The sequence below is a fragment of the Streptomyces sp. NPDC005574 genome, from assembly GCF_040605435.1.
Lineage (GTDB): Bacteria > Actinomycetota > Actinomycetes > Streptomycetales > Streptomycetaceae > Streptomyces.
In genome coordinates this window covers 15,308-37,061 of record NZ_JBEXCW010000063.1, presented here as the reverse complement: position 1 = coordinate 37,061, position 21,754 = coordinate 15,308, and the positions used below count along the sequence as shown (strand labels likewise).

The 21,754-nt window shown below is 71.8% G+C and carries 15 protein-coding genes and 1 pseudogene; 7 read left to right on the top strand and 9 right to left on the bottom strand.

Annotated features, from left to right (window positions below; genetic code table 11):
- Nucleotides 1-93: 93 nt before the first annotated feature.
- Complete coding sequence (locus tag ABZT03_RS30400; protein ID WP_356045255.1) at nucleotides 94-864, bottom strand: IclR family transcriptional regulator; 771 nt, start codon at nucleotides 862-864, stop codon at nucleotides 94-96.
- A gap of 113 nt (nucleotides 865-977) precedes the next feature.
- Nucleotides 978-1,403: a MarR family transcriptional regulator gene (locus ABZT03_RS30395; protein ID WP_356045253.1), complete on the bottom strand. Its 426-nt coding sequence runs from the start codon at nucleotides 1,401-1,403 to the stop codon at nucleotides 978-980.
- Nucleotides 1,404-1,630: 227 nt separating this feature from the next.
- Here ABZT03_RS30395 and ABZT03_RS30390 point away from each other — a divergent pair, with 227 nt between their 5' ends.
- The 4 genes from ABZT03_RS30390 to ABZT03_RS30375 are packed head-to-tail and all read left to right on the top strand — an operon-like array spanning nucleotide 1,631 to nucleotide 5,433.
- Nucleotides 1,631-2,548 (top strand): SDR family oxidoreductase, encoded by a 918-nt coding sequence (locus ABZT03_RS30390; RefSeq protein ID WP_356045251.1) that lies wholly within the window; start codon nucleotides 1,631-1,633, stop codon nucleotides 2,546-2,548.
- Between the two features lie 11 nt (nucleotides 2,549-2,559).
- Entirely contained in the window at nucleotides 2,560-3,435 is an 876-nt protein-coding gene (locus ABZT03_RS30385) for an amidohydrolase family protein (RefSeq protein ID WP_356045250.1), read from the top strand.
- An 11-nt stretch (nucleotides 3,436-3,446) separates the two neighbouring features.
- On the top strand, nucleotides 3,447-4,952 hold the full coding sequence (locus ABZT03_RS30380) for a long-chain fatty acid--CoA ligase (RefSeq protein ID WP_356045248.1): 1,506 nt from the start codon (nucleotides 3,447-3,449) through the stop codon (nucleotides 4,950-4,952).
- Between the two features lie 25 nt (nucleotides 4,953-4,977).
- Nucleotides 4,978-5,433, top strand: coding sequence for a MaoC family dehydratase (locus ABZT03_RS30375; protein WP_356045246.1), 456 nt, complete (start codon nucleotides 4,978-4,980; stop codon nucleotides 5,431-5,433).
- 175 nt (nucleotides 5,434-5,608) lie between these two features.
- Here the strand turns inward: ABZT03_RS30375 and ABZT03_RS30370 are convergent, their stop codons facing one another.
- The 7 genes from ABZT03_RS30370 to ABZT03_RS30340 all read right to left on the bottom strand — a co-directional run bounded on the left by ABZT03_RS30370 (nucleotide 5,609) and on the right by ABZT03_RS30340 (nucleotide 16,340).
- On the bottom strand, nucleotides 5,609-7,273 hold the full coding sequence (locus tag ABZT03_RS30370) for a histidinol-phosphatase (protein WP_356045243.1): 1,665 nt from the start codon (nucleotides 7,271-7,273) through the stop codon (nucleotides 5,609-5,611).
- A 16-nt stretch (nucleotides 7,274-7,289) separates the two neighbouring features.
- On the bottom strand, nucleotides 7,290-9,137 hold the full coding sequence (locus tag ABZT03_RS30365; RefSeq protein WP_356045240.1) for a LamG-like jellyroll fold domain-containing protein: 1,848 nt from the start codon (nucleotides 9,135-9,137) through the stop codon (nucleotides 7,290-7,292).
- Nucleotides 9,138-9,252: 115 nt separating this feature from the next.
- A complete protein-coding gene (locus tag ABZT03_RS30360; protein ID WP_356045237.1) occupies nucleotides 9,253-12,177 on the bottom strand; it encodes a glycoside hydrolase family 2 TIM barrel-domain containing protein in 2,925 nt (974 codons plus the stop codon).
- On the bottom strand, nucleotides 12,174-13,013 hold the full coding sequence (locus tag ABZT03_RS30355; protein ID WP_356045234.1) for a carbohydrate ABC transporter permease: 840 nt from the start codon (nucleotides 13,011-13,013) through the stop codon (nucleotides 12,174-12,176). The genes ABZT03_RS30360 and ABZT03_RS30355 overlap by 4 nt, the downstream gene beginning before the upstream one ends.
- Before the next feature lie 12 nt (nucleotides 13,014-13,025).
- On the bottom strand, nucleotides 13,026-13,979 hold the full coding sequence (locus ABZT03_RS30350) for a sugar ABC transporter permease (protein WP_356045232.1): 954 nt from the start codon (nucleotides 13,977-13,979) through the stop codon (nucleotides 13,026-13,028).
- On the bottom strand, nucleotides 13,979-15,265 hold the full coding sequence (locus ABZT03_RS30345) for an extracellular solute-binding protein (RefSeq protein ID WP_356045228.1): 1,287 nt from the start codon (nucleotides 15,263-15,265) through the stop codon (nucleotides 13,979-13,981). The genes ABZT03_RS30350 and ABZT03_RS30345 overlap by 1 nt, the downstream gene beginning before the upstream one ends.
- A gap of 55 nt (nucleotides 15,266-15,320) precedes the next feature.
- The gene (locus tag ABZT03_RS30340; RefSeq protein ID WP_356045287.1) at nucleotides 15,321-16,340 is read right to left on the bottom strand and encodes a carbohydrate kinase family protein; all 1,020 of its coding nucleotides are present in this window, start codon (nucleotides 16,338-16,340) and stop codon (nucleotides 15,321-15,323) included.
- A 140-nt stretch (nucleotides 16,341-16,480) separates the two neighbouring features.
- Here ABZT03_RS30340 and ABZT03_RS30335 point away from each other — a divergent pair, with 140 nt between their 5' ends.
- From ABZT03_RS30335 to ABZT03_RS30325, 3 genes and pseudogenes are all read left to right on the top strand, one after another.
- Nucleotides 16,481-17,257 carry a DeoR/GlpR family DNA-binding transcription regulator gene (locus tag ABZT03_RS30335; protein ID WP_356045284.1) on the top strand — a complete coding sequence of 259 codons (777 nt, stop codon included), beginning with the start codon at nucleotides 16,481-16,483 and terminating at the stop codon, nucleotides 17,255-17,257.
- Nucleotides 17,254-18,591 carry a 6-phospho-beta-glucosidase gene (locus ABZT03_RS30330; protein WP_356045226.1) on the top strand — a complete coding sequence of 446 codons (1,338 nt, stop codon included), beginning with the start codon at nucleotides 17,254-17,256 and terminating at the stop codon, nucleotides 18,589-18,591. The genes ABZT03_RS30335 and ABZT03_RS30330 overlap by 4 nt, the downstream gene beginning before the upstream one ends.
- Nucleotides 18,592-18,658: 67 nt before the next feature.
- Nucleotides 18,659-21,726, top strand: a pseudogene (locus tag ABZT03_RS30325) (glycoside hydrolase family 38 C-terminal domain-containing protein).
- Nucleotides 21,727-21,754: the final 28 nt, after the last annotated feature.

Sequence of the window (21,754 nt, the reverse complement as noted above, 5' to 3'; positions counted from 1 at the left end):
TGCATCGTGCCTCTCCCACCTGGGGCGACTCTGTGAATCCACGGGCCGCCGGCTGAGATTTCGATGAGGAGGACGACGGTCCCGGAGGCAGGTCTACGGCGCCCCGCCCGCCGTCTCCCGCCCGGGCTGCCAGCCCAGCGCCCGCGAGATGCCGCGTGCCGCGAGCCGTACCGCCGGAACCAGTACCGGCACCTGGGCGTCGGCCCGCGGTACGACGACCGAGACGGCGGCGACCACCGATCCGCCCGGTCCGCGCACCGGCGCGGCCACGGACAGGGCGTCCTCGGTGACCTGCCGGCTGCTCACCGCGACACCGCTGCGCCGCACCTCGGCCAGTTCCCGGCGCAGCCGGACCCCGTCGGTGATCGTGTGCGGGGTGAAGGAGGCCAGCGGGCCCGAGCAGTAGGTCTCCTGGAACGCGGCCTCCCCGTGGGCCAGCAGGACGAGCCCCACCCCGGTGGCGTGCAGCGGCCAGCGCGCGCCGACGCGGATGTGCACACCGACCGCCGAGCGCCCCGAGATCCACTCGATGTAGACGACCTCCGCCGCGTCCCGCACCGCCAGCTGCACGTTCTCGTGGGTGGCTTCGTACAGGTCCTCCAGGTGCGGCAGCGCGACCTGCCGCAGGGCGAGCCCGCGCGGGGCGAGCGCCGCGACCTCCCACAGTCGCAGCCCGACGTGGTAGACGCCGGACGCGTCCCGTTCCAGCGCGCCCCACTCGGTGAGGGCGGCGACGAGCCGGTGCGCGGTGGTCAGGGTGAGCCCGGCCCGGCGGCTGATGTCGGTGAGGCACAGCGCGGGGTGCTCGTGGTCGAACGCGCCCAGCACGGACAGCAGCCGGTCGGGCGCGGAGCGGTTCGTCATGGCCGGCGTCTCCCGGGTGGGCGAGGTGCTGCGGGCGGGGGCGGTGCTGGGCCGGAGGGCGCGCGCCGCTGAAGCCGTAGGGCCGCAGTCGTGCGAGGCGGGGTGGCGGCCGGTCAGGCGAGGCCGTCCTCCGCGACCCGCAGCAGCAGTGCGTGCAGGGCCTCGCGCTCGGCCGCGTCCAGGGGGTCGAGGAGCTCGTTGGTCACCCGCAGGCCCGCCTCGTCGGTGCCGCGCAGGAAGTCACGGCCGTCCGCGGTCAGTACGACGATGCGGCTGCGGCGGTCGTCGGGGGAGGGCCGGCGCTCGGCGAAGCCCTGCTTCTCCAGGTCGTCGACCAGCCCGACGATCGCGCTCGGGTCGTAGCCGAGACGGACGCTCAACTCGCGCTGCAGGGCGCCCTCCGAGGTGGCGAGCAGACGCAGGACCGCGTAGTGGCGCAGACGCAGCCCCGACTCCTGGAGGCAGGCGTTGAACAGCTGCCCGGAGCGCAGCCCCAGCCGGTACAGCAGATAGCCCGTGTCCGCGTGCAGCTCGCGCATCCACGGTTCGTTCGCGTCGATCGGGGCGGGGTTCGTGGCGGGCTGGCGGGTGATGGCGGGCTCCCTGGTCTCTCGGTGCGGACGGTCGCGGTCGTCGTGGTGATTTCAGCATGACGCACCCGTAGGCCATCAACAACTATTGACGTTAACAATTATTGCTCTTAGCTTCGATCTCGTAGCCGCACCGATGCGCCGTCACGGCGCATCCCATGTGAAGGGACTCGCCCGTGCCCAGCATCGATCTCACCGGCAAGGCCGCCGTCGTCACCGGCAGCGGCCGGGGACTCGGCCTCGCCTACGCCCACGCCCTCGCCGCCCACGGCGCGTCCGTGGTGGTCAACGACGTGGACGAGGCCGTGGCCGAGCAGGCCGTGAAGTCCATCACCGCGGCGGGCGGCACCGCCGTCGCCGAGGTCGTCGCCGTCGGCACCACCGAGGCCGCCGAGCGGCTGGTGGCCCGCGCGGTCGAGGAGTTCGGCCGGCTCGACGTCCTGGTCACCAACGCGGGCATCCTGCGCGACAAGGTGCTGTGGAAGATGACCGACGAGGACTTCGACGCGGTGATCACCACCCATCTCAGGGGCACCTTCACCTGCGCCCGCGCCGCCGCCGTACGGATGCGCGAGCAGGGCGAGGGCGGCACGCTCGTCCTGGTCGGCTCGCCCGCCGGGCAGCGCGGCAACTTCGGGCAGACGAACTACGCCGCCGCCAAGGCCGGCATCGCCGCCATGGCCCGCACCTGGTCCATGGAACTGGGTCGCGCCGGCATCACCGTCAACGCCGTCGTGCCGGTGGCCGCGACCGCCATGACCGAGACCATCCCCGCCTTCGCCCCCTACGTCGAGGCGCTGCGGAACGGCGAGCCGTTCCCCGGCTTCCTGCGCAAGGGCGAGGGCTTCGGCACGCCGGAGGACTGCGCCGGGCTGGTCGCCTTCCTGGCCTCCGAGGCCGCCCGGTCCGTCACCGGCCAGGCCATCGGCATCGGCGGTGACAAGGTGGCACTCTGGTCCCATCCGCAGGAGATCAGGGCGGCCTACGCGGACGGCGGCTGGACCCCCGGCGCCCTGGCCGACGCCTGGTCCACCTCGGTCGGCGCCGAACCGCAGACGGTGGGCATCCCGGCCCCCCAGTTCCCGGAGGCGTGATGGACTCCGTCATGAACGTCGAGGGTCTGAAGGCGATCGACGTCCACACCCACGCGGAGGTGTCCTCCAAGGGGCACTCTTCCCTGGCCGACGACCTGCACGACGCCTCCTCCGCCTACTTCAAGGTCGAGGGCAAGCGGAAGCCGACCCTGGAGGAGACGGCCGCGTACTACCGCGAGCGGGGCATGGCGGCCGTGATCTTCACGGTGGACGCCGAGTCCGCCACCGGCACGGCGCCCGTCCCCAACGAGGAGGTCGCCGAGGCGGCCGCCGCCAACGCCGACGTCCTCATCCCCTTCGCCTCCATCGACCCCTTCCGGGGCAGGGCCGGGGTGCGGCAGGCCCGTCGCCTGGTCGAGGAGTACGGGGTGAAGGGCTTCAAGTTCCACCCCAGCATCCAGGGCTTCTTCCCCGACGACCGCGCGGTGGCCTACGGCCTCTACGAGGTGATCGAGGAGACCGGGACCATCGCGCTGTTCCACACCGGCCAGACCGGTATCGGCGCCGGAGTGCCCGGCGGCGGCGGGATCAGGCTCAAGTACTCCAACCCGCTGCACGTGGACGACGTGGCCGCGGACTTCCCGCACCTCAAGATCATCCTGGCGCATCCCTCGTTCCCCTGGCAGGACGAGGCCCTCGCCGTCGCCACCCACAAGCCGGGCGTGCACATCGACCTGTCCGGCTGGTCGCCGAAGTACTTCCCGCCGCAGCTCGTGCAGTACGCCAACACGCTGCTCAGGGACAAGGTCCTGTTCGGCTCGGACTTCCCCGTCCTCACCCCCGACCGCTGGCTCGCCGACTTCGCGAAGCTGCCGATCAAGGACGAGGTCCGGCCGAAGATCCTCAAGGAGAACGCCGCCCGTCTGCTCGGGCTGACGACACCGTAAAGGGGCGCCAGATGCGCAACGAGGGACTCGGGTCCTGGCCCGCACGCCGGGCCCGCAAGACCCCGCACCGCACCGCCCTGGTCCACGGCGGCCAGTCGACCGACTACCGCACACTGTATGCACGCACCACCCGCCTCGCCCACGCCCTGCGCCTGCGGGGTCTGCGCCGCGGCGACCGGATCGCCTACCTCGGCCCCAACCACCCCTCCTACCTGGAGACCCTCTTCGCCGCCGGCACGCTCGGCGCGGTCTTCGTCCCCCTCAACACCCGCCTGGCCGGCCCGGAGATCGCCTACCAGCTGGCCGACTCCGGCGCCAAGGTCCTCGTCTACGGCCCCACCCACGCGGGGCTCGTCGCCGGACTCCCCGGCAGCACCGACGTACGGACGTACGTCGAGGTCGGCGCAGAGTACGAGCAGGCGCTGGCGTCGGCGCCTGCCGAGCCGGTCGACGAGCCGGTCGCCCCTGACGACACCTGCATCATCATGTACACCTCGGGCACCACCGGCCGCCCCAAGGGCGCCATGCTCACCCACGCCAACCTGACCTGGAACGCGGTCAACGTGCTGGTCGACACCGACCTGATCGCCGACGAACGCGCCCTGGTCTCCGCCCCGTTGTTCCACACGGCGGGCCTGAACATGCTCACCCTGCCGGTGCTGCTGAAGGGCGGCAGCTGCGTCCTGGTCGACGCCTTCGATCCCGGGCAGACCCTCGACCTGATCGAACAACACCGGATCACCTTCATGTTCGGGGTGCCGGCGATGTTCGACCAGGTGACCCGGCACCCGCGCTTCAAGGACGCCGACCTGTCCTCGCTGCGCATCCTGACCTGCGGCGGCTCACCGGTGCCGACCCCGCTGATCGCCGCCTACCAGGAACGCGGCCTGACCTTCCTGCAGGGCTACGGCATGACGGAGGCGTCCCCCGGCACCCTGTTCCTGGACGCCGAGCACGCCGTGAGCAAGGCCGGCTCGGCCGGCGTACCGCACTTCTTCAGCGACGTACGGGTGGTGCGCCCGGACCTCTCCCCGGCGGACGTCGACGAGCCGGGCGAGGTCGTGGTCCGCGGCCCGCACGTCATGCCGGGCTACTGGGGGCTGCCCGAGGAGACGGCCGCCTCCTTCGCGGACGGCTGGTTCCGCAGCGGCGACGCGGCCCGCGTCGACGAGGACGGATACGTCCACATCGTCGACCGCATCAAGGACATGATCATCTCGGGTGGGGAGAACATCTACCCGGCCGAGATCGAGGACCAGCTGCTGGCCCACCCGGACATCGTCGAGTGCGCGGTCATCGGCGTGCCGGACGACAAGTGGGGCGAGGTACCGCGCGCGGTGGTGGTGCCCCGCGAGGGCGCCCGGCTCGACGCGGACGAGGTGCTCGCCTCCCTGGCGGGCCGGCTGGCCAAGTACAAGATCCCCAAGTCGGTGGTGCTGGCGGACGAACTGCCCCGCACCGCCTCCGGAAAGCTCCTCAAGTCCCGGGTGCGCTCCCGGTTCGGCACCGACTCCTGAACAACTCTCCCGTGAGGAACGGCATATGAGCATCACCGTCAACGGTCTCGACGAACTGAAGAAGCTGGCCGGCGGCGACCTGGGCACCAGCGAGTGGATCGAGGTCACCCAGGAGCGCATCGACACGTTCGCCGACGCGACCGGCGACCACCAGTGGATCCACGTCGACCCGGAGAAGGCCGCGGCAGGCCCCTTCGGCGCCCCGATCGCCCACGGCTACCTCACCCTCTCCCTGTTCATCCCGCTGTTCACCGGGCTGCTGGACGTCCAGGGCGTCACCACGAAGGTCAACTACGGGCTGAACAAGGTGCGTTTCCCCGCGCCGGTGAAGGTCGGCTCGCGGATCCGCCTGGCCGCCCGGCTGGCCGAGGTCGAGGAGGTACCGGGCGGGGCGCAGATCACCGTCGACGGCACGATCGAGATCGAGGGCGGCGCGAAGCCGGCGGCGGTGCTGCAGAGCCTTTCGCGGTTCTACGCGTGAGCCGATGACCGCGGCGCCGAGGCCGCGGGAGCGGCGGTTCCACGCGTGAGCCGACGCGGGCTGCGGTCAGCTCTTGGGCGCGTCCCGGCGGTGTCGACCGCGCCACCGAGCCCTGGGCGAGCGGCGCGACCGGCGTGACCGGTCGCGCCGCTCCCCACGTCCCGTGCGGGGCGCCTCAGCCGACGACGTCCACGAAGACCGGGTTGGTGTAGAACCAGGTGTCGGCCCACGGGTCGCCGTTGCCCGGCTCGTGCGGGACCGGGCCGTGCGGGTCCACGGAGGCACCCAGGTAGCCGGCCCCGTTCCGGTTGCCGTCGCTGCCGCGCAACCGGACGTAGAAGGGCTCGTCGCCCGCGGTCAGCGGGATGCGCAGGGTGTACGTCCCCCTGCGGCCCCGGACGTCCTTCGTGTGCACGACCCTGGTGTCCGGCGCCCGCCAGGTGTCGGCGTCGGGCACCGGTCCGCGCACCGCGCCGCGGATCACGTCCACCTGCGCCAGGTCGGGCAGGACGCCCTGGGAGTTGGGGCGGGTCGCGGTGGTCACGGTCACGTCCAGGGTGAGCTTCTCGCCCCTGCGCACCCGCAGCCGGCCGCCGAGGGTGACACCCCGCCCGTGGTCGCAGTCCCGCTTCAGCCGGACGTCGAGCCCGTCGAGCAGATGCCCGTGGTCGAGCCAGACGCGGCCCGCGCGCAGACCGGCCATCACCGACCGGTAGCCGTAGTGGGTGACACCGACGTGGGTGCGGCTGAACTGGCCGGGCCAGAAGTCGCTGCCCGGCTGCGGGGTGTCGGTGTCCACCGGGTCCGGGAGCCTGCCGGTGTTGTCGAAGTTCTGCCCGGCCGGCCAGTCGCCGTTCTTCCAGGTGTCGAACACCACCCGGTGCGCGTCGGAGTTGGTGGTGATGGAGAACAGCCTGCCCTCGGACAGCATCGCGTCCCACAACCCGCCCACGGTCGCGGTCGCCCAGTCGAAGCCGCCGTAGGTGACGTAGGCGTCGGCCGGGTATCCCGCCCAGGACTGCGCGGACGGCTTGTTCTCGTACTCGCCGCGGATCGAGGTCGCGCCGCGCCACCCGGGCAGCGCCGCGCCCTGGGCGCCCGGCGCGCCCTCCATGCCGATCACGATCTCCGGGGCCGCGTCCCGCCAGCCGCGGATCTCGCGCGGGGAGTCGATGCCCAGGCGCAGCGGGTGGTTGGCGAGGACGAGCACGTCGTCCACGTAACCGGTGCGGCGCTGCTCCGCGAGCCACCGCAGGGCCCTGAGCGCGTGCGCCTCGTTGCGGGCGGTGTCGGCGGCGCCGGCGGCTCCCTCGGTGTAGCCGAGCAGCTTGCCGTCGTAGGCGAGTTCGAAGCGGGTCAGCAGGTCGACCTCGTGCGGGCCGGGGGCCGCGAAGACCGTGGCGTGCTCGGCGGCCGGGATGTACCACTCCAGGCCCTGGAAGATCAGCTGGCGGGGGTTCGCGGCGCGCGCCGCGAGGATCTCCTTGTGCTCCAGCGCGGCGCCGTGGGCGGCGTGCCCGAAGTTGGAGTGCTCGTTGAACACCATCCAGTCGAGGCCGAACCGGGCGCCCGCGCGGGCCAGTTGGGAGAAGGTGTACTTCGCGTCGTGGCTGTACACCGTGTGGATGTGGTGGTCGCCCACCAGGTAGGCGAGGTGCGGATCCTCGCCGCCGGGGCCGCGGCCGGCAGCCGCCGCGGGCACGGCGGCCGGCCCGAGGGCGAAGGCGGCCCCGAACAGGCCCGCGCGGCGCAGGAGTTTGCGCCGGGACACGCCCTGCGCCTCGAGGATGGCGGGGGAGACGGACGGGTCCGCCCAGTCGGGCAGTTGCTGCTCGGTCATCGGGGTCCTCGCCGGGTCAGTGGTTCATGAAGGAGGTCACGGGCAGCGCCCGGTCGACGATCCGGAGGTCACCGAGCCGTCCGTGCAGGATCTGGTCGATCCTTCCCGCGTACTCGTAGCCGCCGAGCAGCCAGGGCAGCCCGAGTGAGGTGAGGCCGACCGCGGGGGCGTGCGGGTTGCGGGCGACCGGGCAGCCCTGGACGTACAGCGTGGTGTGCCTGCCGTCGTTGACGACCGCGACGTGCCACCACCGCTCCCGGGCCGTCTCGTCGCCCCAGTTGGTGGCGATGCCCTGCTGGTTGAGCGGCCGCACCGCCCACTGCGGGCCGGGGCCGTCGGAGAGGGACAGTGTGGCGAGCGGCTCGTCGGGATCGTCCGCGGTCCTGCCGGCGGCGCCGCCCGTGCCGGTGCGGCTGACCAGACCGGACCAGGCGTTGCGCGAGGGGTCCCAGTCGGCGGGCAGCCGGTAGAACGCCTCGATGGTGTAACCGGACCGGAAGGTGGCCGAGTTGAGGGGGGCGCCGTCCACGGTCCGCAGATACGCGCCGGTGAGCGGCGACCTGTCACCCCGGAACTCCAGGCTGCCGTGACCCGGCTGGTCGGGGTGGTGGTCCGAGGACCAGATCAGCGCGCCGCCGCCGACGCTCACCACGCCGAGGTCGTTGCCCCGCCCGGACAGGTCGCGGACCGTGCCGGACACCGCCGAGCCCTCCGCGTGGCCGTCGAAACGCCAGTAGGCGAGGGTGCCGCGCACCAGGACGCTCGACGCGGGCCGGGCCGGCCGGGCGGGCACCGGGGCGAAGCCGGCGAAGCGGGCCGCGAAGTCGATGCCGACGGAGAACCGGTCGGCGTCGCCGCTCAGTTCGATCTCCTGCCGTTCCAGTTCGTTGAGTCCCTCGGCCGCCCGCCCGAGGATCCACGGGGAGACGGTCTCCACGTCGATGGTGTTCCGGTCCAGGTCGAAGCGGTAGAGGCGGATCATCGCCGCGCCGCCGAAGTAACGGTTCTGATAGTTCGTCAGATGCAGGTGGACGTCGTGCCCCGACGCGTTGCGCCGGGTCGCGCGGCCCGCGGGCCAGTAGTGCCCGTTGAGGGTGAGGAAGATCTGGTCGTGGTCCGCGACGAGCCCGTCCCACAGCTGCTGCCCGTACGACGACAACGTGTCGTCGGCCACGACCAGTTCGTGCGTGGTGAGGATCACCGGCGTGTGCGGGTGCGCGGCCAGTACCTCCTTCGCCCACGCGTAGCCCCTGGCAGACAGCCGCCAGTCCAGCGCGAGCACCATCCACTGACGGCCGGCGGCACCGAAGAGGTGGAAGGTGTTGTAGCCGTCGGGCGACGCCCCGCCGAACGTCGCGGCGCCCTCGAAGCGCTTCGGCCCGAAGGTGTCCAGATACGGCGTCGAGCCGCGCTGGTCGTCCGTCGAGGACCGCACGTCGTGGTTGCCGGCCAGGACGCTGTAGCCGACCCCGCGCCGGTCCAGCAGCCCGAACGCCTCGCCGATCGCGGCGCATTCGGCGGTGGCGCCGTTTTCCGTGAGGTCGCCGAGATGGGACAGGAAGACGATGTTGTCCTCCCTGCCGTGCTCCAGGAGATAGCGCAGCGACGCCTCGAAGGGCGCCCTGTCGATGCTCGGCCCGTCGAAGAGGTACTGCGTGTCGGGCATGACGGCCAGTGTGAAACGCCGGCTGTCCGGGTCGGGCCGCCAGTGGGCCGCCGCCCGCGGTGCCGCCTCGGCGGCGTCCGGCAGCGCGACCCCGGCCGCGGCGGCCGCGCCGAGCAGCGCGGTGGCCCGCAGGAAACCGCGTCGTCCGGCACCGGCCTGGGCGGCCTCGCCCTGATCGTGCTCATGCGAAGTGCACACGTGTGCTCCGTGAAGGTGAAACCGCGAGGGAAAGGGGGAGGGAGGCCCGCGGACAGCAGGGGGCCGGAAGCCGTAGAAGGGGGAAAGGGCCCCCCGGACCGGCCGGGGGGACCGGTCACAGCACGCGCAGGGTCCAGCTCCAGCGGTGGACGCCCGGCGCGACGAGATGGGCGGGGGACGTGTCGGGGCCGCACGAGGCCGTGCCCAGGCCCCGGTGCGCGGCGTCGATGTGGACCACGCAGCCCGGACGCGGGACCAGTTCGTCGTGGTGCCGCACCGCGGTCAGGTCCTCGGCGCGGTGGCGGGTCACGGAGACCTGCCGGGGCTCGTCGAGCAGGACGGTGAGCCCGGTCGCGTCCGGCGCGGACAGCGTGAAGTGCCGTACGCCGTGCCGCCCGCCGCTCTCCTGCGGCCGCAGGTAGGGGGTGAACAACTCGTCGACGGGGACCCGGTGATGGCCCACCGGGGCGCCCGCCCGGCGGTCCGGGTACGACTCCCAGGGGCCCTGCCCGAACCACTCCATCAGGTCCAGGCCCGCCACCGTCTCGAACACGGAGCCGACCCGGGCCACGTCGTCGAGGCCGTCCGGCAGCTCGGCCGACTCCTCGATCCGCAGCCCGCCCTCGACGGAAGTGAGGACCTGGACGTGGCGGACGACACCCGCCTGTGCCGCGTACTCGGCGAGGACCGTGACCCCGGCCTGCGTCCGCCGTACGTCGACGGCCTTGCGGACCAGCCGGTCCAGGCCCCACGAACGCCAGCGCGGCGCGATCCCCCCGAGTTCGTCGTTGTCGGTGGGCGCCCGCCACAGCGACAGCGTGGGCGCGGTGGTCAGCAGGGGATGGACCAGCAGGCCGTCCGCGTCGACCTCCACCCGGCGGTCCGCGACCGGGACGACAGCTGCCGGAGCGGACGCCCGCAGGCGCACCTGGGGCAGGCACACCACCGTGCCGCGCGGCGCCCACGGCTCGTCGCGCGCGGTCGTGACCCGCAGCGTCAGCCAGGCCTCGCCGCCGTCCGGCGGCAGCGCGAACGGCACCGGCACCGCCGCCGTCTCACCCGGGCGCAGATCGGGCAGTTCGGCCGGCGCGGTCAGCACCCGGCCGTCGGCCAGGGCCAGTTCCCACGCGGCCGACAGCCAGTCCAGACCGCGGAAGTGCTGGTGGTTGCCGATCACGACACCCTCGTGCCGGAAGCACTCCAGCCGCACGGGCGCCGCGATCTCCCGGTGCTCGTACAGCGCGGGCTTGGGCGTGCGGTCGGGGAAGACCACGCCGTCCGCGATGAACGCGCCGTCGTGGACCGTCTCCCCGAAGTCACCGCCGTACGCCCAGCGGTGGCCGGGCGCGGCGACGCCGCCCTCGTACAGCCCGGCGCCCGCGCGCCCGGCCGGTCTTCCGTCACTCACACGCTGCAGGATTCCGTGGTCCCAGAACTCCCAGATGAAGCCGCCCTGAAGACCCGGGGTGGACTCGATGGCGGCCCAGTGCTCGGCGAGCGTGCCGTTGCTGTTGCCCATGGCGTGGGAGTACTCGCACTGGATGAGGGGCCGCGTCTGCCGGCCCGACAGGGCGTGCGCGACGCAGTCCTCGATCGGCGCGTACATCGGACAGGCGATGTCCGAGGCGTCGTCGGTGGCCGCCCAGCCGAGCTTGGCCGCCCCCTCGTACTGGAGCGGCCGGGTCGGGTCGTGGCGGCGCGCCCAGCCGGCCGCCGCGTCGTGGTTCGCGCCGTAGTCGGACTCGTTGCCCAGCGACCAGATGATCACCGACGGGTGGTTCTTGTCGCGCAGGACCATCCGCGAGACCCGGTCCACGAAGGCGCTCAGGTAGCGCGGGTCGCCGGCGATCTCGTGCGCGTGGTCGTGCGACTCGATGTCCGCCTCGTCCACGACGTAGAACCCGAGCTCGTCGGAGAGGTCGTACAGCGCCGGGTCGTTCGGGTAGTGGGCGGTGCGGATCGCGTTGAAGCCGAAGCGCTTGAGCAGGACGAGGTCGGCCCGCAGGTGGTCCGGTGAGACCGTACGGCCGGTCAGCGGATGGAAGTCGTGCCGGTTGACGCCCCGGACGTAGACCCGCTCACCGTTCACCAGCAGGTCCCGGCCGCTGATCTCGACGTCGCGAAAACCGACGCGGTGGTGCGAGGTGTCGGCGACCGTCCCCTCGGGCCGGTGCAGGCGGACGGTCAGGTCGTACAGCTCGGGCGTCTCCGCGTTCCAGGTGCGCACCTCGGGGACGTGGACGCGCAGCCGCGCCTCACCGAGGAAGTCGGAGACCCGCTCGTCCGCGGCGTTGGCCCGGTCGAACTCCCCGTCCTGGCCGAGGAGAAGGCCGTCCAGCTCACCGCTGACGTACCAGCCCGCCGGCAGCGCGCCGCCCGCGTCGCGCACCAGGCAGTCCACCCGCAGCTCACCGTCACGGCCCGCCCGGACGGTCACGTCGGCCAGGTGCAGCGGGTCCGTCGCGTACAGCAGCACCGACCGCGGCAGGCCGCCGTGCCACCACTGGTCCTGGTCCTCGATGTGCGAGGAGTCCGACCACTTCACGACCGTCAGCCGTACCGTGGCCGGCGCCCCGGGGCGTACGGCGTCGGACAGGTCGAACTCGGCGGCCAGGTGGGAGTCCTTGGAGAGGCCCACCGGCCGCCCGTCCACGTGCACCAGCAGCACGCTCTCGGCGGCCCCGACCTGGAGCACGATCCGCCGCCCGGCCCACTCGGCGGGCACGTCGACCTCGCGCTCGTACACACCCGTCGGGTTGGCGGCGGGAGACAGCGGCGGGAATTGCGCATACGGCATACGGACGTTGGTGTACTGCGGAAGGTCGTCCGTCTCCTGCATGGTCCACACACCGGGCACCTGCGACGACGACCAGACGCCGCCGACCGGTGCGTCCGGAGCGGGCAGCAGCTGGAAGCGCCACTCGCCGTCCAGACACAGGGCCCCGGACCGGCGGTCGACCGCGTTCATGGGCAGCCGTCCCCAGGAGGTCACCTCGGGTGTCTCCCAGGGCCGCAGGGCGAACAGCGGATCGCCGGTCATCCTCGGACCGCTCCCTTCGCGAGGTCACCGATGATCTGTTTGGCGCCGAGCGCGAACACGATCAGCAGCGGGACCAGGGCGAGCAGCGCGCCGGTCATCACGATGCCGTAGTCGGTGGTGCCGTGGGTGCCGTTGAGCTGGGACAGCGCGACCTGGAGCGTCACGTTGTCGGGGTCGGTGAGAGCGATCAGGGGCCAGGCGAAGTCGTTCCACTGGCCCATGAAGGTGAAGATGCCGAGGAAGGCGAGGCCCGGGCGGACCACCGGCAGCGCCACGTGCCAGTACTGGCGCAGGAAGTTCGCCCCGTCCAGCCTGGAGGCGTCCAGGAGTTCGTCCGGGATGGCGCTGCGCATGTACTGCCGCATCCAGAAGATGCCGAACGCGTTGGCCGCGGCCGGCACGATGAGCGAGGTCATCGAGCCGATCCAGCCGATCCTCGCCATCACCACGAACTGCGGGATGACCGACAGCTGCGCCGGCACCATGAAGATCACCATGAGGAGCCCGAACAGCGGCCGCCGGCCGGGGAAGGCGAACTTCGCGAAGACGAAGGCCGCCAGCGAGTCGAAGAACAGGACCAGGAAGGTCACCGACACCGCGACCAGCAGGGAGTTCCACATCGAGCCGAAGAAGTCGACGGCGTCGAAGAGATGGCGGACGTTCTCCGGGAAGTGCGTGCCCGGCAGCAGCTTCGGCGGGTAGGAGAAGATCTCCGACGAGGTGTGCGTCGACATGATCACGGCCCAGTAGAACGGGAAGGCCGAGAGCAGGGTGCCGAGGATCAGCGGGAGGTGCAGCGCGAGGCCCCGGCGGCGGGAGCCCTTGATGGATGCCATGGTGCGCCCTTCCTAGTCTTCGCCCCGGCGCTGCACGAGGCGCCAGTTGACGATCGAGAAGAGGACGACGACGAGGAAGATGCCCCACGCCACCGCGGCGCCGTACCCGAAGTCGTTGTTGTCGAAGGTCTGCTGGAAGAAGTAGAGGACCATCGTCTGGCCCGAGTGGCCCGGACCGCCCGCGAACGTCGAGTCGTTGGACGAGGTCTGCAGCAGGACCCGCGGTTCCGAGAAGCTCTGCAGGCCGGTGACCGTCGAGACGACCAGCACGAACAGCAGCGTGGGCCGCAGCAGCGGCAGCGTGATCCGGAGGAACGTCTGGACCGGTCCCGCGCCGTCCACGCGCGCGGCCTCGTACAGGTCGCTCGGGACGGTCTGCAGTCCGGCCAGGAAGATGATGGCGTTGTAGCCGGTCCACTGCCAGGTCATCAGGGTCGCGATGGTGACCTTGATGCCCCAGGGCGTGTTCAGCCAGGCCACCTGGTCGAGGCCCACCGCGTGCAGGACGGCGTTCACCATGCCGGCGTTGGTGGAGAAGATCGACCCGAAGACGATCGCGATCGCGACGACCGAGGTGACGCTCGGCAGGAAGTAGGCGACGCGGTAGACGCTCTTGAAGCGGACCGCCGAGTTGAGCATCACGGCCGTGATCATCGCCAGGAGGATCATGGGGAAGGTGGCCAGCACCCAGATGACGACCGTGTTGCCGATCGAGTTCCAGAAGTCGCCGTCGCTCAGCAGGTACCGGTACTGCGAGAGTCCGGCCCACTCCATCGGGCCGAGGCCGTCCCAGCGGTGGAAGGACAGGTAGAGGGAGAAGCCGACGGGGAACAGCCCGAAGCCGAGGAAGAGCAGGTAGAAGGGCGAGATCGCGGCGTAGAGGTGCCAGTGCTTGCGGAATCCCGTCCTCGGCCGGACGGGCGAGGGCTGTGCCACCGCGGGCGGGGTCTGCTCGAGGACGGCCATCAGTGGCTCACCCCCAGGTGCTTCGCGATCCGCCGGCACTTGCTCATGGCGTCACTCCAGGCCTTCTTCGGGTCCTTGCCGAGGACGCCGACGTTCTTGATCTCGTCCTTGAGGGGCTGCCCGAGCGCTATGTCGTACGGGCTGTTGTAGGCGACCACGATCTTCTGCGCGGCCGGCCCGAAGACGTCGGTGGTGACCTGGCCGCCGAAGAAGGGGTCGGGCTCCCGCATCTGCTCCAGGCCGTAGGAGGCGGGCGTGGAGGGGAAGAGGCCGGCGTCGACGTAACCCTGCGCCTGGTTGGCCGCGTCGAGCATCCAGGCGATGATCGCGAAGGCCCGCTCGGGCTCGCGGCACGCCTTGGTGATCGACAGGAACGAGCCGCCGTTGTTGGCGGGCCGCACCGGCATCTGTGCCACCCGCCACCTGCCCTTGGTCCTCGGCACGCCGTTCTTGATGTCGAAACTGGCCCAGGAGGCGTTCAGTTGGGTCGGCAGCTTGCCGGCCTGGATGGCGGACAACTGGTCCGGGGTACCGCTCACCAGGTCCGAGACGATCCCGCGCTGCTTGGCCTCCACTGCGAGCGCCCAGGCCCGGCGCACATGCTCCTGGTCGCCGATGAAGTGGCGGTCCCTGTCGACGTACCGCTTCGCGCCCTGCTGCACGACGTTCTCGAAGACGCCGTTGACGTCGGTGAGCAGTTTGGCCCCCGGGACGCGCCTGCCCAGTCGCACGCCCGCGTCGAAGAACCTCTCCCAGGTGTCGAGTTCGCGGGTGACGTCGTCGGGTTCGTACGGCAGTCCCGCCCTGCGGTAGACGTCGTACTGGTAGAAGTGCGCGACCGGTCCGCAGTCGATCGGGAAGCCGACCATCGTGCCGTCGTCGGCGATGCCCTGATCCCATTTCCAGGGCAGGTACCGGCTCCGGTACTTCTCCGCGCCGAGCGTCCGCAGATCGATGAACTGGTTGGCGTTCGGCAGGTAGGCGGCCATGTCCTCGCCCTTGAGCCCCGCGATGTCGGGGATGTGGGCCCGGCCGGTGATGGTGGTGATCAGCTTGGACCGGTACTGGCCGCCGATCTGGATGGCCCGCAGGTCCACGGAGCTGTCGTAACGCGCCTTCGCGTTCTTGACGACCGTGTCGCTCAGGCCGCCGCTCCAGTACCACAGGACCATCTCGCGGCCGGTCGAACCGGTCGGAACGGCACAGCCGGACGCCAGGCCGCCGAGCGCCGTGGTGGCCGAGCCGCCCAGTCCGGCGCGCAGCAGGCCTCTTCGTGAGAGCCGCACAGCTCCCACCGCCTTTCGGGTCTGTTCGTGAGGTCGCACGGGTGTGGGGATGAGGTCAGTGCCGTGGTGCGGGCGGGGTGACGGGCGCGTACCGCACGGGAGGACCGGGGTCCTTCGGCATCCGCTCCGCCAGGAAGCCGTACGCCCGCTTCAGTTCGGGGTCGGTCAGGGCGCGCCACCAGCGGTCCACGCCGTACCAGCCGGGGGCCGCCAGCGCGCCCCCGTGATGCCCGACGGACAGGCCCGCCGCCAGCACGGCGAACCGCAGCCGCTCGGCCAGCGGCCAGCCGCCCAGCGAGGCGGCGACGAAGCTCGCGCCGAAGACGTCACCGGCGCCCGTCGCGTCGAGGACATCGATGTCGAGGGCCGGCACGTCCGCGTACTCGCCCGTCGTCTGGTCGACGGCGACCGCCCCCTCGCCGCCCCGGGTGACCACGGCCACCGGCACCAGCTCGCAGAGCGTGCCCAGCGCGGCGACCGCGCTGTCGGTGCGGGTGTAGGCCATGGCCTCGGCCTCGTTGGGGAGGAAGGCGTGGCACAGGGCGAGCTGGTCGAGCAGGTCGGTGGACCACCGCTGGGTGGGGTCCCAGCCGACGTCGGCGTAGATCTGCGTGCCGTTCGCGGCCGCCTTGGCCGGCCAGGCGCGCGGCTCGGCCTCCAGGTGCACCAGGGCGGTACGCGCCTCGGGCGGGTCGCCGATCAGGACGTCCTGCGAGTACGGCGGTTCCTGGCCGTGGGTGATCAGGGACCGGTCCCCGGCATGGGCGAGGGAGACGGTGACGGGGGTGTGCCAGCCGTCCGCGACCCGGGAGAGCGAGAGGTCGACGCCCTCCTGGCCGGCCAGGACCTCCTGGCAGTGGGAGCCGTAGAAGTCGTCGCCGAAGACCGTGGCCAGGGAGGTGCTCAGGCCGAAGCGGGCGGCGGCCACCGCCAGGTTGGCGATGCCGCCCGGGCCGCAGCCCATGCCGCCCGTCCAGATCTCCTCGCCCGGGGTGGGCGGCTTGCCCAGCCCGGTGAGGACGAGGTCGTAGAAGAGCAGGCCGGTCAGCAGCACCTCGGGCCGGTCGTCGACCACGCGCACATCCTCTCGCCGGGAGAGCTCGTCAAAACTCTTCATTTCGGTGACCGGAATCGTGCGCTGCTCCGCGTGATTGGTCAATACCCGAGCAGAACTGAGCATAGAAATGATCGAAGATGACGAGTAGTGTTCACGTCGTGCTGGCAGAACGACGACACCAACTCATCCTGCGGGCCCTGCGCTCGGGCGGCCCCGCGGCTGTGACCGACCTCTCCGAGCAGCTCGGAGTGAGCCCCGCCACCATCAGGCGCGACCTGCTGAAACTCGAGGAGGACGGACTGCTCACCCGGGTGCACGGCGGCGCCGTGGCCGACGAGGGCGACCAACCCTTCGCCGAGGTCGCCGAGGTGCGCGTGGGCGAGAAGGACGCCATAGCCGCGCACGCCGCCCGGATGGTCGCGGACGGCGACTCGGTGCTGCTCGACATCGGCACCACCGCCTATCGCCTGGCCAGGCAGCTGCACGGCCGCCGGCTCACCGTGATCACCAGCAACCTGGTGGTCTACGAGGAACTCGCCGACGACGAGGGCATCGAGCTGGTGCTCCTGGGCGGCGTGGTCCGCCGCGACTACCGCTCCCTGGTCGGTTTCCTGACCGAGGACAACCTGCGCCAGCTGCACGCCGACTGGCTCTTCCTCGGCACCAGCGGAGTGCGCCCGGGCGGCCAGGTGATGGACACGACGGTGGTCGAGGTGCCGGTCAAGCGGGCCATGATCAAGAGCAGCGAGAAGGTCGTCCTGCTCGCGGACTCGGCGAAGTTCCCGGGTACGGGCATGGCGAAGGTCTGCGGTCCCGAGGACCTGGACGTGGTGGTGACGAACGGGCCGGTGAACCCGGTGACGCGGTCCTCCCTGGAGGAGGCGGGCGTCGACGTGGTCCTGGCCCAGGAACCAGGGAAGGCGGGTGCGGCGTGAAGCTGACGATTCTGGGCGGCGGCGGGTTCCGGGTGCCGCTCGTGTACGGCGCGCTGCTGACGGACCGCGGGGAGGGGCGGGTCACGGACGTCGTTCTGCACGATCTGGACGACAGCCGACTGTATGCGGTCGCCCGTGTACTGGCCGAACAGGCGTCGACCGTGTCCGACGCCCCCCGGGTCACCGCCACCACCGACCTGGACGAGGCCCTGCGCGGCGCCGACTTCGTGTTCTCCGCGATCCGCGTCGGCGGCCTGGAGGGCCGCGCGGACGACGAGCGGGTGGCGCTCGCGGAAGGCGTCCTCGGCCAGGAGACCGTCGGCGCGGGCGGCATCGCCTACGGGCTGCGGACCGTGCCGGTCGCCGTCGACATCGCCCGCCGCGTGGCCCGCCTCGCCCCGGACGCCTGGGTCATCAACTTCACCAACCCGGCGGGCCTGGTCACCGAGGCCATGTCCCGCCACCTCGGCGACCGCGTCATCGGCATCTGCGACTCCCCGGTCGGCCTCGGCCGCCGTATCGCCCGCATGCTCGGCGCGAACCCGCAGGAGGCGTGGATCGACTACGTCGGCCTCAACCACCTCGGCTGGGTCCGCGGACTGCGGGTGGCCGGCCGCGACGAGCTGCCGCGACTGCTCGCCGACCCGGACCTGCTCGGCTCCTTCGAGGAGGGCAAGCTGTTCGGCGTCGACTGGCTCCAGTCGCTCGGCGCGATCCCCAACGAGTACCTGCACTACTACTACTTCAACCGGGAGGCCGTACGCGCCTACCAGCAGGCCGACAAGACCCGCGGCGCCTTCCTGCGCGACCAGCAGGCACGTTTCTACGACGAGATGCGGCGCCCGGACGCGTCCGCCCTCACCGCCTGGGACCGCACCCGCGCCGAGCGCGAGGCGACCTACATGGCCGAGAACCGGGAGACGGCGGGCGCCGGTGAGCGCGACGCCGACGACCTCTCCGGCGGCTACGAGAAGGTCGCGCTCGCCCTGATGCGGGCCATCGCCCGCGACGAACGCACCACGCTGATCCTCAACGTCCGCAACCAGGGCACCCTCTCGGTGCTCGACGCGGACGCCGTCATCGAGGTGCCGTGCCTGGTCGACGCCAACGGCGCGCACCCCGTCTCGGTGGACCCGCTGCCCGACCACGCGACCGGCCTGGTGTGCTCGGTCAAGGCGGTGGAGCGCGAGGTCCTGGCGGCCGCCGCGTCCGGCTCCCGCGCGACGGCGGTCAAGGCGTTCGCGCTGCACCCGCTCGTCGACTCCGTGAACGTGGCCCGCAGGCTGGTCGAGGGCTACACCGACGTCCACCCCGGACTGGCGTACCTTACGTAGCGCCGTTAGTAAGCGCTTTCCGGCCTTTTGGCTCACCCTCTGGCTCCCAGCCTTCCTGGAGACTCTCATGCACGACGAACGCCGACGGATCGAGGAGCGCGTCGAGCGCGTCCACACCCAGCGCGTCAAGCCCGCGATCTACGCGGCCGGCGTCCCCCTCGAGGTCGAGGCCTGGCAGGCGCCGGGGGAGCCGGTCCCGTTCGAGGAGGCCGCCGCCGCCCCCTACGAGCCCTTCGCGATGGACACCCCCTGGGGGCCGCCCTGGGGCACGACCTGGTTCCGGATGCGCGGGCAGGTGCCCGCGGAGTGGGCCGGCAAGCGCGTTGAGGCCGTCATCGACCTCGGCTTCGTGGGGGACTGGCCCGGCAACCAGGCCGAGGCCCTGGTCCACCTCACCGACGGGACGCCGCTGAAGGCGGTCAACCCGCTCAACCAGTACGTCGCGGTCGCCAACCCGGCGGTGGGCGGCGAGACGATCGACTACCTCGTGGAGGCGGCCTCCAACCCGGACATCCTCGCCGACAACTTCTCGAAGGCCACCCCGCTCGGTGACATCCTGACCGCGGGCGACAAGCCGCTCTACACCTTCCGGCGGGCCGACATCGCCGTCCTCGACGAGGAGGTCTGGCACCTCGACCTGGACCTCCAGGTCCTGCGCGAGCTCATGGTCCACCTCGGCGAGCACGAACCGCGCCGCCACGAGATCATGCACGCCCTGGACCGCGCCATGGACACCCTGGACCTCGACGACGTCTCCGGCAGCGCCGCGGCCGTCCGCGAGGTGCTCGCCCCCGTCCTGGCCAGGCCCGCGCACGCCAGCGCCCACACCATCTCCGGCGTCGGCCACGCGCACATCGACTCCGCCTGGCTGTGGCCCATCCGCGAGACCAAGCGCAAGACCTCCCGCACCTTCTCCAACGTCACCTCGCTCGCCGACGAGTACGACGACTTCGTCTTCGCCTGCTCCCAGGCCCAGCAGTACGAATGGGTCCGGGACAACTATCCCCAGGTGTGGGCCGCATCCAGGAGTCGGTGAAGAAGGGCCAGTGGGCGCCCGTCGGCGGCATGTGGGTCGAGGCGGACGGCAACCTGCCCGGCGGCGAGGCCGTCGCCCGGCAGTTCATCCACGGCAAGCGGTTCTTCATCGAGCACTTCGGCGTGGAGACCAAGGGCGTCTGGCTGCCCGACTCCTTCGGCTACAACGCCGCCTACCCGCAGCTCGCCAAGCTCGCCGGCAACGACTGGTTCCTCACCCAGAAGATCTCCTGGAACCAGACGAACAAGTTCCCCCACCACACCTTCTGGTGGGAGGGCATCGACGGCACCCGCATCTTCACCCACTTCCCGCCGGTCGACACCTACAACGCCCGCTTCAGCGGCGAGGAGATGGACCGGGCGGTGCGCAACTACTCGGAGAAGGGCGGCGGTACGCGCTCCCTGGCTCCGTTCGGCTGGGGCGACGGCGGCGGCGGCCCCACCCGCGAGATCATGGAACGCGCCCGTCGGCTCGCCGACCTGGAGGGCTCGCCCAAGGTCGTCGTCGAACACCCCGACGCGTTCTTCAAGGCCGCCCGCGACGAGTACCCGGACGCCCCGGTCTGGGTCGGCGAGCTGTACCTGGAACTGCACCGCGCCACCTACACCTCCCAGGCCCGCACCAAGCAGGGCAACCGCCGCAGCGAACACAAGCTGCGCGAAGCCGAGTTGTGGGCGACGACGGCCGCGCTGCACGCGCCGGGCTACGCCTACCCGTACGAGAAGCTGGACCGGCTGTGGAAGACGGTGCTGCTGCACCAGTTCCACGACATCCTGCCGGGCTCCTCGATCGCCTGGGTGCACCGGGAGGCGGAGGCCGAGTACGCGCGGGTGGCCCGGGAACTGGAGCAGCTGACGGCCGAGGCGGTCGCCGCCCTCGGGGACGGTGGCAGCCGGGTGTTCAACACCAGCCCGTACGCCCGCGCCGAGGTGGTCCGCACGTCCGCGGGCGCGCCCGCCTACGTGGAGGTGCCCGCGAGCGGCAGCGCGCCGCTGGCCGCCGCCGAACCGCCGCGTCCGGTGACGGTCCGTGGCCGGGTCCTCGACAACGGCCTGGTACGGGTGGAGGTCGCCGCGGACGGCACCCTGTCGTCCGTCCTGGACCTGCGGGCGAACCGCGAGGTCCTCGCCGGACCCGGCAACCTGCTGCGCCTGCACACCGACCTGCCCAACTACTGGGACGCCTGGGACATCGACAAGCACTACCGCAACCGCTTCACGGACCTGCTGGAAGCGGACGCGGTGGCCGTCGTCGAGGAGGACCCGCTGCTCGGCGCGGTCCGCGTCACGCGCTCGTTCGGCAAGGGGTCGCGGATCACCCAGACCGTCACCCTGCGGGCCGGCAGCCCCCGCGTCGACATCGAGACCGACATCGACTGGCACGAGGCCGAGAAGATCCTCAAGGCGTCCTTCCCGGTGGACATCCGCGCCCCGCACTCCTCGGCCGAGATCCAGTTCGGCCACGTCCAGCGCCCCACCCACACCAACACCACCTGGGAGGCGGCCCGTTTCGAGGTCTCCGGCCACCGCTGGGTGCACCTGGCCGAACCGGGCTACGGTGTCGCGGTCATCAACGACTCGACGTACGGCCACGACGTCACCCGCACGGTCCGCGAGGACGGCGGTACGACGACCACGGTCGCCCTGAGCCTGGTCCGCGCCCCGCGGATCCCCGATCCGGAGGCCGACCAGGGCCGGCACCGCTTCACCTACTCCCTGCTGCCGGGCGCCACCGTCGGCGACGCGGTCGCCGAGGGCTACGCCCTCAACCTGCCGCTGCGGGTGGCCGATTCGGCGGGCGCGCCCGAGCCGGTCGTCTCCGTGGACGGCGAGGGCCTGACCGTCGAGGCCGTGAAGCTCGCCGACGACGCGTCCGGCGACGTCGTCGTCCGTCTGTACGAGTCGCGCGGCGGTCGCGCCCAGGGCGTGCTGCGCACCGGGTTCCCGCTCGCCGGCGCCGAGGTCACCGACCTGCTGGAGCGGCCGCTCGACGGGGCGGAGGCGGAGGCGGTGCTCGACGGGGACGGTGCTCTCGCGCTCTCGCTGCGGCCGTTCCAGATCCTGACCCTGCGGCTGCGGCGGGAGACCGGCGGCCGGTAGCAGCCGGCATCGGCGGGAGGGCGCGGTC

Coding starts and splice junctions, on each gene's coding strand:
- ABZT03_RS30350 (WP_356045232.1), bottom strand. CDS start 13,979: ATGGCCGTCCTCGAGCAGACCCCGCCCGCGGTGGCACAGCCCTCGCCC.
- ABZT03_RS30395 (WP_356045253.1), bottom strand. CDS start 1,403: ATGCGCGAGCTGCACGCGGACACGGGCTATCTGCTGTACCGGCTGGGG.
- ABZT03_RS30355 (WP_356045234.1), bottom strand. CDS start 13,013: ATGGCATCCATCAAGGGCTCCCGCCGCCGGGGCCTCGCGCTGCACCTC.
- ABZT03_RS30380 (WP_356045248.1), top strand. CDS start 3,447: ATGCGCAACGAGGGACTCGGGTCCTGGCCCGCACGCCGGGCCCGCAAG.
- ABZT03_RS30400 (WP_356045255.1), bottom strand. CDS start 864: ATGACGAACCGCTCCGCGCCCGACCGGCTGCTGTCCGTGCTGGGCGCG.
- ABZT03_RS30375 (WP_356045246.1), top strand. CDS start 4,978: ATGAGCATCACCGTCAACGGTCTCGACGAACTGAAGAAGCTGGCCGGC.
- ABZT03_RS30385 (WP_356045250.1), top strand. CDS start 2,560: ATGAACGTCGAGGGTCTGAAGGCGATCGACGTCCACACCCACGCGGAG.
- ABZT03_RS30360 (WP_356045237.1), bottom strand. CDS start 12,177: ATGACCGGCGATCCGCTGTTCGCCCTGCGGCCCTGGGAGACACCCGAG.
- ABZT03_RS30370 (WP_356045243.1), bottom strand. CDS start 7,273: ATGACCGAGCAGCAACTGCCCGACTGGGCGGACCCGTCCGTCTCCCCC.